13 protein-coding genes are annotated in these 9,905 nt (G+C 34.7%); 12 read left to right on the top strand and 1 reads right to left on the bottom strand.

Annotation, left to right across the window (positions count from 1 at the left end):
- Positions 1–203: 203 nt before the first annotated feature.
- The 5 genes from ACPYKA_RS14715 (at position 204) to ACPYKA_RS14695 (ending at position 3,863) form a co-directional block, all read left to right on the top strand.
- Positions 204–719 carry an SIR2 family NAD-dependent protein deacylase gene (locus tag ACPYKA_RS14715; protein ID WP_479542971.1) on the top strand — a complete coding sequence of 172 codons (516 nt, stop codon included), beginning with the start codon at positions 204–206 and terminating at the stop codon, positions 717–719.
- 175 nt (positions 720–894) lie between these two features.
- Complete coding sequence (locus tag ACPYKA_RS14710) at positions 895–1,425, top strand: DUF6431 domain-containing protein (protein ID WP_080873405.1); 531 nt, start codon at positions 895–897, stop codon at positions 1,423–1,425.
- 134 nt (positions 1,426–1,559) lie between these two features.
- Complete coding sequence (locus ACPYKA_RS14705) at positions 1,560–2,813, top strand: IS481 family transposase (RefSeq protein ID WP_080873406.1); 1,254 nt, start codon at positions 1,560–1,562, stop codon at positions 2,811–2,813.
- Entirely contained in the window at positions 2,806–3,606 is an 801-nt protein-coding gene (locus ACPYKA_RS14700; protein WP_080873407.1) for an ExeA family protein, read from the top strand. The genes ACPYKA_RS14705 and ACPYKA_RS14700 overlap by 8 nt, the downstream gene beginning before the upstream one ends.
- Positions 3,603–3,863 carry a hypothetical protein gene (locus ACPYKA_RS14695; protein ID WP_080873408.1) on the top strand — a complete coding sequence of 87 codons (261 nt, stop codon included), beginning with the start codon at positions 3,603–3,605 and terminating at the stop codon, positions 3,861–3,863. Before ACPYKA_RS14700 ends, ACPYKA_RS14695 begins: the two co-directional genes overlap by 4 nt.
- Before the next feature lie 486 nt (positions 3,864–4,349).
- Here the strand turns inward: ACPYKA_RS14695 and ACPYKA_RS14690 are convergent, their stop codons facing one another.
- The gene (locus ACPYKA_RS14690; RefSeq protein ID WP_269411374.1) at positions 4,350–4,562 is read right to left on the bottom strand and encodes a helix-turn-helix domain-containing protein; all 213 of its coding nucleotides are present in this window, start codon (positions 4,560–4,562) and stop codon (positions 4,350–4,352) included.
- Positions 4,563–4,658: 96 nt separating this feature from the next.
- Between ACPYKA_RS14690 and ACPYKA_RS14685 the strand changes: the two genes are divergently transcribed.
- The 7 genes from ACPYKA_RS14685 to ACPYKA_RS14655 form a co-directional block, all read left to right on the top strand.
- Complete coding sequence (locus ACPYKA_RS14685; RefSeq protein ID WP_269411375.1) at positions 4,659–4,901, top strand: hypothetical protein; 243 nt, start codon at positions 4,659–4,661, stop codon at positions 4,899–4,901.
- Between the two features lie 632 nt (positions 4,902–5,533).
- Positions 5,534–5,977 (top strand): MarR family winged helix-turn-helix transcriptional regulator, encoded by a 444-nt coding sequence (locus ACPYKA_RS14680; RefSeq protein ID WP_269411376.1) that lies wholly within the window; start codon positions 5,534–5,536, stop codon positions 5,975–5,977.
- A 52-nt stretch (positions 5,978–6,029) separates the two neighbouring features.
- The gene (locus ACPYKA_RS14675) at positions 6,030–7,076 is read left to right on the top strand and encodes a flavin-containing monooxygenase (protein WP_269411377.1); all 1,047 of its coding nucleotides are present in this window, start codon (positions 6,030–6,032) and stop codon (positions 7,074–7,076) included.
- 40 nt (positions 7,077–7,116) lie between these two features.
- On the top strand, positions 7,117–8,472 hold the full coding sequence (locus tag ACPYKA_RS14670) for an NAD(P)-binding domain-containing protein (protein ID WP_439649428.1): 1,356 nt from the start codon (positions 7,117–7,119) through the stop codon (positions 8,470–8,472).
- Between the two features lie 55 nt (positions 8,473–8,527).
- Complete coding sequence (locus ACPYKA_RS14665; protein ID WP_269411379.1) at positions 8,528–8,731, top strand: hypothetical protein; 204 nt, start codon at positions 8,528–8,530, stop codon at positions 8,729–8,731.
- A gap of 85 nt (positions 8,732–8,816) precedes the next feature.
- The gene (locus ACPYKA_RS14660; RefSeq protein ID WP_269411380.1) at positions 8,817–9,161 is read left to right on the top strand and encodes an ArsR/SmtB family transcription factor; all 345 of its coding nucleotides are present in this window, start codon (positions 8,817–8,819) and stop codon (positions 9,159–9,161) included.
- A gap of 16 nt (positions 9,162–9,177) precedes the next feature.
- The coding region (locus ACPYKA_RS14655) for an ArsB/NhaD family transporter (RefSeq protein WP_479542970.1) at positions 9,178–9,905 on the top strand (728 nt) is incomplete at its 3' end.

Raw genomic sequence — 9,905 nt, 5'->3', positions numbered from 1 at the left:
TAAGAGGATTCGCAACCGCTTATCAAGCATTACAAGATATGTTTGAAGAACGCTACGGGGAATAGGGAATAAACGAGCTAATTTTCAGGCACCGTCCCCGGGTACCCGGGGACGGTGCCTGAAAACACATCCCAATAGAGAGGATATCCTACAAATTTACACAAACTTATTGACGGTACCAAAATGATAGTACTAATCATAATATCTTAGATATTATTGAGCTTAATTCATCGGTTATTATTACTACTAATTATGATAATGCAGTTTCTGATTATTTAAATGATTATCAAGACCAATATACAATTCCTAAAATCTTAAAGAATTTGGTTGATTTACCAGAAATTTTAAATGAAGATAAACAAGAAGTTATTCATCTTCATGGGAATGTAGAACCTTATACATCAATGATAGTTACAAAAGAGGATTATGATGAATTTTATAAAGAGGAAAAAACAGTGCATTTCCTTAATGGGGTCATGAGTAATAAGACTTTATTATTTATAGGTTTTTCTTTTAAAGACGAGTATTTTAAAAACCTGTATAAAAAAGTATATTCGCAAATTAAGGGGGAACATTTTATTATAGTTCCAAATATCCATTCTTTTGATGCTGACGAATTATTAGAAAATGATTTATTTCCTATCGGTGTTAAAGTTGACGACGTTGAAAAAAATGATTTTGTAAAAGCTATAAAAACTATTCTAAAAGAGTTACAATAAATAAACAAGAAGTAAGTCTGCTGACATAAGAAAACGTGAAGATATCCTATAATGTAAACGAGCACATTATTTCTTCTAAAAAAGCAATATAATTTTCAAATTTCTCCGGCTTTACTGCTGTACTTCTCTGAAGAAATGTGCTAATTTTTGTTCAAATTCCTTCGGAGGTTTTTGAATGATTCTATCCCATGATTTTCAAATAAGTATAGAGGAATACGTCCAAAGAGGTAAAGAAAATGAATTTCCAGTATTGGATCAATGTCCAAATTGTCATTGTACGGGTGGAGGAAATGTTTATCGTCACGGTTTTTATTGGAGAAATGGAATCACAGAAGATGCCACATTACGTATTCCAATCTGCCGATTGAAATGTCTTTTGTGTGAAATGAGTTTTTCGATCCTGCCGGACTTTCTTCTTCCTTATTTTCAATACACTCTTCACACGATTTTAAAAAGGATAAGAGAAGTTCTGGAAAACAAAAAAGGAAATGGTCCCCGTCAATTATGTACATTCCATGTGCGACGTTTTTTAAAAGGGGTTCCTTGGATACATAGTTATTTCGTAGATGAGGAGAAGAGAAAAAATACAATGGAGAAAGGAAAAAAAGAGCCTCTAAACTATTTGAAAAGGATTATGCATATTGGCGAATCTTCCTTCTTACGAAGGAGCTGGAATCACTTATCGACCTACTTTATGGCGAATTAATCCAGCCGTATTTCAAAACCCAAAAAAATAATTACGATTCCACATACCTTTTGCGTTTTCAAAGGATGTCGTAAAAGATAGAATAAATTTATGGATGACCGGTCGTCCTTCTCATCAAAAAGGAGGAAGATTCCATGACAGAAAAAGAACGTGAACAAGTAGCTTTATTTCGATATGGCTTAATTGCGCCATTATTAAATGAACAGATCGATGCCAAGACTTATTTTGAACAGTTGGAAGGCAAGGTGCATTCGGTTCCTTATTATGGTAAGCGAACTGTGGCAGAAAAAACAATAAAGGAATGGCTGTATCACTATCGACAACGTGGATTCATCGCATTAAAGCCGAAGAAAAGAACAGATCGGGGGAATTCCAGGAGATTAACGCCGGAAGATCAGGATCAAATCCTGTATATAAGAAAAAAATTTCTCCATATGCCTGTGAGTGTTTTCTACGAACAGCTCATCAAACAAGGAGAAATCAACAAAAATAATATATCTTACTCTACTATAAACCGATTATTGAAAAAACACAACCTTGTTGGCAAAAAAATAAGTGCCATCCCGGAGCGAAAAAGGTTTGCACATGAACATGTTAACCATTTATGGCAGGCGGATTTGTCGCATGGTCCTTATATTTCGATAGATGGAAAAAAGAAAAAAACATTTTTGATTCTGTACATTGATGATTGTTCCCGATTGGTGCCATTTGGCCAATTCTTTACTTCGGAAAAATTTGATGGTGTTAGAGTAGTGACTAAGGAAGCACTGCTTCGAAGAGGGAAACCCAATCTCATTTATGCGGATAATGGAAAAATCTATCGTTCGGAAACCCTACAATATGCTTGTGCACAATTAGGGATTACGTTAATACACACACAACCGTATGATCCCCGTGCTAAAGGCAAGGTAGAAAGGATTTTTAAAACGATCCAAACCAGATTTTATCCTCTTCTGCAGGCCGACCCCGTTGACTCTTTGGAGGAATTGAATGAGCGATTCTGGCGCTGGTTAGAAGAGGAATACCATCGCCGGGTTCATGCTTCTTTAGAAGGAAAGACACCACATGAAGTGTATCAAAGTCAATTAGAAAACGTGCATTTCTTGGAGGATACATTGATTCTGGATACGGTTTTCTTGAAAAGAGAGCATCGAAAAGTAAAGGCAGACAGCACGATTACGCTAAACGGAAAGCTTTATGAGGTGCCTCCACGTTTTATCGGACAATCTATCGATGTCCGTTTTGATGAAAAAGGTATTTTTGTGTTCGAGGACGACCAAAAAGTAGCAGAGGCAGTCCCCGTATCAATGAAAGATAATGCCCACGCCAAACGTGTCCGGTCTCCATTTACCAAACGGGAAGAGCTGGAGGAGGATACCCATGTATAAAACATTCTATTCTTTGGCACAAACACCGTTTTCTAAAGATATACGTGCAGAAAATGCGTTTTTATCCACCGATTATCAAGGAGCACTTGGCGCTCTTGATTACTTGAAAGAAACAAAAGGGATGGGACTTCTCGTAGGTGAAGCCGGAACCGGCAAAACATTCACGTTGCGTTCTTTTAAAGAATCGCTCCATCCGTCTCTATATCATATCGTCTACTTCCCTCTTTCCACAGGAGGAGTGATGGACTTTTATCGCGGTTTAGCGTATGGACTTGGAGAAGAACCGAAATTCCGGAAAGTTGATTTATTTCGTCAAATTCAACAAGGAATGGAACAACTGAAACACGAACGAAAAGTGACGCCCGTTTTTATACTGGATGAAATGCACCTGGCGAAAGATTCGTTTCTTCAGGATTTAGCACTACTATTTAACTTTCAAATGGATTCAACGAACCCATTTATCTTAGTTTTATCTGGTCTTCCCTATCTCAAAACACGCTTATCGATAAACCACCATCGCCCCTTAGCGCAGCGACTGATTATGAAGTATGAGATGCAGCCTCTGGAGAAAGAGGAAATCGCAAAGTATATAGAGCATCATCTCAACTTAGCTGGTGCAAACATGCCTATTTTCACGGATACAGCAATAGAGGCTATTGGTTTGCGTTCTCAAGGCTGGCCGAGGGTCGTTAACACATTGACAGTGAATAGTCTTCTGTTTGGAGCCCAGTTAAAGAAAAATCAAATTGATGATGAAGTTGTACGCTTGGCTATCGAGGATAGTAGTTTATGATGACAAAAGGGATCTTGGTTTTTCATTATGATGATAGAGAATGGAGGCTATGGATTGGCCATGAAGCATATTGGTTAGATCAAGGATATACGTTTCATCTTCTTATTCAGCAGCAGTATTTTGAAGCATTTCTGGAGAAGGATACAGATTGGTTTATCACATTAGAGAAAGAAGTGAAAGTCGTGCTTCATCGAGAAGTAGTTTACAAAGTAAGTGTAGATTTAAATCAATATGCGAAAGTTGACGACCCGCTTTAGGGTCTTTTTTCTGGAGTATGGAGCTGAATTATTTTGAAAATAGTTGAGCACATTCCAGAATAGCTTGAAAATCGGAGCACATTATTTCAGATTTTATACCGAATTAATTTGAAAAATGGGAGCTAGGATAATGTGCTCGTTTACACCTATAATATAAATGTTTTTGCGTTACAGTCTTGATATCTGAGTATATTAAAGAAAAAGGATTAGATCCTATTTCTTTAATATACCAGTTATTGCATCCATGGTAACTTCTACTAAACGGGTAAAAGAATGATTATCTAAAAGAATCGATTTCATTGAATTAGTTGGGGTATACAGCTGATATATTCGATATAAAATTTTTAATAAGGATTGTATATAATACTTTCTAGATATGAACTAAAATTAGAAAAAGATATAAAATCAAGGTTAGTAGAATTAAATATACTGCATAGCATAATTCTAGATAATTTAAAATACATGCTATGTTGGTGCTTCTATTATTCATTCTTCTTCAATACGAAATAAATCATTCATATCCTTAATATCTAGGGCATCCACGATTTTATCCAAATGCTCAAATTGGATTCGTTGTCTTTTGCCGTTTGCTAATTCACTTAATGCAGCTTGACGAATGCCTGTTTTTACATGCAGTTGAGTAAGCGACATTTTATGATGATGAAGTAACTGATTGAGTTGTAATTTTACTTTTTTCATTTCAAACCTCTTCCTTATTATTGACTTTACGTTTAAGCGTATATTATAATGGAATAAGTATTTTACGCATAAGCGTATGAGTTGAGGAGGGTTGAAGTGACATCTGTAAAAACATCTAAAGATTTATTAATAGACCAATTAAGTCGCAAACTATATTTTGTAGAAATGGAAGATATACTGCTAAATGTTACGTATAGTTTAGCTTCGGATAAGATGTATACAGTAGAGGATGCACTTCCTGAATTAATAAGGATTATCAGATTACTTAATTATGAACAGGAAGGAATAATGGATGATATCAGTTGTTTAGAAGGCAAAATTTTTGATCTTGATGAGTAAAAATATTTTATTAAATAAGACACCTATCAATTTTCGTAAAGAATCTTGATAGGTGTTTTGGTTATATAATGTAGATTGTGACATGAAATTCTTAATTTATAACGTTTATCATTATAAGACAAAATATGTTTCATAATGGCCAGATTCTATAATATTATATTAGCTTCCATAAATTAGCACGGTATTTTTAGCATATTCATATTGTATATACGAATGTACGTTCTTATAATATGTAAGCGAACATATATTCGCATCGAAAGAGAATATAATGAAGTATAATATCATGATGGATTATTCTTATGAACCACGCAGAGATATTATGTGTATAGACGCATTCTGTTATCTTTATGTAAACCATATAATATAGTTGTACAAAAGCTCAAAATACCTATATATACTGGTAACGATTAATAATATACAATGTAATTCTTGTAAACTATTTATTAATTGGGACTCTTGAAAGAAAATCAGGAACACTTTAATATAATTGAAAGCATTGCTTTCAAAGAAATGACGTTGTTGAATTAAGAAAGCAATTATACAAAGTTAAATCTCTTATTAGTTAAAATTCAAATATATTACTTGTATTTTGCAAATAAATATTGTATAACAATTAAAGAGGTGAATTATACATGGAAAATACTCGTGACCTTTTTCAAATAATGACACGTCGATTTGGTCTTTTGAATAAAAATTGTTGTTCCGCAGATGGACTTGATATTTCGTTAATTCAAAGCCATATTCTTTATGAAATCAATCGTCAACACGCTCCGTCTGTCCAAGAAGTTGCAGAAGCTTTAGGGACAGATATAACTACTTTTAGTCGACAAGTTCAATCTTTAATAAAAATGAATTTAGTTAATAAGACACCTAGTCTAAATGATCGACGCATTCATACACTTGAGTTAACAAAGGAAGGAACAAATGTAGCTAAAATTATTGACGAACAGATAAATACTTATTTAAAAGAAATATTTGCCCATATGACTGATTTTGAAAAAGAAACGGTGCTTCGCTCTATTCAGCTACTTAATAATACAATGGGTAAAATTGGTTCTTGCTGTGCTCCAAGATAGATAAATTTATAAAAATCAATACTTGCATTTTGCAAGTGAAAGGAGGAGCAAAATGATTTATGACTCTATCGTCATTGGCGGAGGGCAGGCTGGCCTTGCGTCGGGGTATTACTTAACAAAATACGGTTTGAATTATTTAATACTTGAGGCAAATACGCAAGCAACTGGTTCATGGTCATATTATTATGATAGTTTAAAGCTCTTCTCTCCTGCACGTTTATCTTCCTTGCCCGGCATGAGAATGAACAGAGACAAACGAGGATATCCGACTAAAATAGATGTTATCAATTACTTAGATACCTATACCAAACGGTTTAAATTGTCTGTCTTAACCAATCAACGGGTTTATAAAGTTACTCGTAATCAAAAAGGATTTACTATTGAAACTTCTAACGGAAAATCATATGAAGCAAAAACGATTATTAACGCCACCGGCTCTTTTCATAATCCATATATACCGCAAATGAATGGTATGGATACTTTTCGTGGCAATCATCTTCATTCTTCATCTTATCAAAATCCTGATCAGTATATAGGTCAAAGAATAATCGTTGTTGGAAGTGGAAATTCAGCCGTTCAGATTGCTATGGAATTATCGGAAAAGAGTAACACTACGCTTGCAGCTCGAAAGCCTGTGCAGTTAGTAAAACAAAAGATAATGGGGATAGATTTACATTATTGGGTGAAAGCAATCGGCTTTGATAAGTTTCCATTCTGGCGACTTGGAAAAGAAGTTCCAATTCCCAGCTCAGCAGTTGATTTGGCTGGATATAAGGAAAAGTTAGAAGCTGGTAACCCTAATCAAAAAAAGATGTTCGAGCGTTTATATCCTGATGGTGTTGTTTGGTCAGAAGGTGACCAAGAGCCTGTAGACACTGTGATTTTTGCTACAGGGTATCGTTCTGATTTTGGGTATCTAAAATCAATCGAAAAATTTGATGTTGAAGGAAGACCGTTACAAAAAGCTGGTATCAGCCAGAATACTTCCGGACTTTATTATGTTGGACTTGAAGGGCAACGTTCTTTTTCTTCTGCAACATTAAGAGGGACTGGCTCTGATAGTAAGTTCGTGATAAAGCATATAAGAAGAAATTTATAAAGAGGATAAAATAACATTGATTAGTATAAAACTTGGGAGGATGATGAACATGGAACGTATAGAAATTAAAACGAATTGTTGCCAACTACAGGAAGAGCTACAACAGGAAAGTAATAAGCAATATAAAAAACATTTACCTATTGCAGTCATTGGTGCTGGACCAGTAGGCCTTGCCGCAGCAGCCCATTTAGCCAGTTATGAACAATCATTTATTTTATTGGAATCCGGTTCCCAAGTGGGAGAAAATATTTTATCATGGGAGCATGTCCAAGTCTTTTCACCTTGGAAATATAATATTGATAAGACGGCATTGAAACTTCTTAAAAAGCAAGATTGGAATGTACCGAATCAAGATGAATTGCCTACTGGTAAAGAGTTAGTTGACCAGTATTTAAAACCGTTAGCAAATACACCAGAAATCAAAAAGTCCTTGTTTGTGAATACAAAGGTTATTTCCATTAGCCGCAAAAATACGGACAAAATGAAAACAGCCAATCGAGATCAACAACCTTTTGTGATTTATGCAGAACAAGGTAACGAACTGGCACAATTTGAAGCAAGAGCAGTCATAGATGCAACCGGAACTTGGGGAAATCCCAATCCTGCAAATTCAAACGGAATATGGTTAAAAGAAGAAAAAGATATAAAAAATCAAATTTTTTACGGCATTCCAGATATTCTTGGAGAAGATAAAGACCGTTATCTAAACAAGCGTGTTGCTGTTATCGGAAGTGGTCATTCTGCTATTAATTCGTTATTGGAATTAGCAAAATTAAAAGAAGAACATCCTGCAACAGAAATTATATGGGTTTTAAGAAAAAATAGCGTAAAAGAGGCATTTGGAGGAGAAGAACTGGATGCACTTGAGGCAAGAGGAGCATTAGGAAGTCGTATACACAACTTAGTAGATGCAAATATATTTGAAGTAGTTACTCCTTTTAGAATTCAACGTATACATGAAAAAGAAGGTAAAATAGAGCTGACAGGAGAATCACAAGGAGAGTTAAAAACGATTTCAGATATAGATGAATTGGTTGTCAACACAGGCAATCGACCAGATTTCTCAAATCTAAGTGAGGTAAGAACGAGTATTGATTCAGCAACAGAAAGTGTTAAAGATCTTGCACCTTTGATTGATCCAAATATACACAGTTGCGGAACAGTACGCCCACATGGAGAAAAAGAATTGCGACAACCTGAAAAAGATTTTTATATCGTGGGAGCAAAAAGTTATGGTCGGGCACCAACATTCTTAATGGCAACTGGACATGAACAGGTTCGATCCATTGTAGCTTATTTGTCGGGGGACTATGAAGCCTCTGAGAAAGTCGAACTGGAGTTACCTGAAACAGGTGTATGTAGTACGAATTTAAATGCTGGCAATTCGTGTTGCTGAAATAAAAAAACAAAGGGAAAGTATCATTTACTTTCTCTTTTTGGAGGTGGTCTGAATGATTATTAATAAAGGCGGTGATTTAAGCAAAGAATACTTTATGGCATATTTTTCTTTGATTATGAACAGCAGACAATGTACTTTAGAGAGAGCAAAGGAAATCACGTTTGATCGTCTATTTCGCAATGATGAAAATACGTTTGGAAACATTTCTTTTGAACATTTTATGGAAGCCTATGAGGAATTAAAAAATAGAAAATAAAGTTTGCACTAAAATTTTTTATTTGAATATATAAGTGTATAGTTATATACTTATATTATAATTTAATGAAAAGGGGGGGATTTAAATGCTGCAAACTACAATCGAATTGGAGAAAGCTGCCGGTATTTTAAAATTACTTGGCGATAAAACAAGACTGACAATGCTGAAATTAATTGATGAACAAACGTGTTGTGTTTGTGAGTTTGTTGAAATATTTCAATCCAGCCAACCATCTATTAGCCAACATTTACGTAAACTGAAAGATTTAGGGCTGGTTAAAGAAGAAAGAAAAGGACAATGGATATTTTATTCGGTCAATAATAAGAGTGAGTATTATTCATTTATCAAACCAATTCTTGATCAATTACCGGATCAAGATGATAAATTAAAAGAACTGGAAGAGAAAGGTACACGAATTTCTTGTTGTTAATTTTGGAGGTCTTATTTTGCAGGCAACGCTTATACTCGCAATTTTAATATTTGTATTAACCCTAGTCCTAGTCATTTGGCAGCCAAAGAATTTAAATATTGGCTGGTCTGCCATGGGAGGAGCTATTATTGCTTTACTCGTAGGAGTAGTGGGATTTAGTGATGTACTTGAAGTTATTGGTATCACATGGAACGCAACATTATCGTTTGTGGCAATCATTCTTATTTCATTAGTATTAGATGAAATTGGATTATTTGAATGGGCAGCATTACATATGGCACGAATTGCAAAAGGCCATGGAATCAAGATGTTTGTCTATATTAGCATTTTGGGTGCGATTGTCGCAGCTTTATTTGCGAATGATGGTGCAGCACTTATTCTAACACCGATTGTACTTGCAATGGTACGTCATTTGAATTTTAAAGAAAAAATGATTTTTCCATTTATCATGGCAAGTGGGTTTATTGCTGATACAACATCCCTGCCGTTTATTGTTAGTAACTTAGTTAATATTGTTTCAGCCGATTTCTTTGGTATTGGATTTGTCGAATATGCTTCACGAATGATTATTCCAAACTTATTTTCTCTGGTAGCAACGATTTCGGTATTATTAATTTATTTCAGAAAAAACATACCTAAAAATTATGATGTATCGAAATTGAGAACGCCAAGTGAAGCGATTAAGGACTTAAAAATGTTTCGTCTATCATGGTTTGTACTTGGTTTATTAGTAATTGGATACTT

Origin of the sequence: Pseudogracilibacillus amylolyticus (SeqCode), assembly GCF_051918545.1 — a bacterium.
Classification (GTDB): domain Bacteria; phylum Bacillota; class Bacilli; order Bacillales; family Amphibacillaceae; genus Pseudogracilibacillus.
Note: the sequence above shows the minus strand (reverse complement) of the source record. Positions and strands in the feature narration are given on the sequence as shown.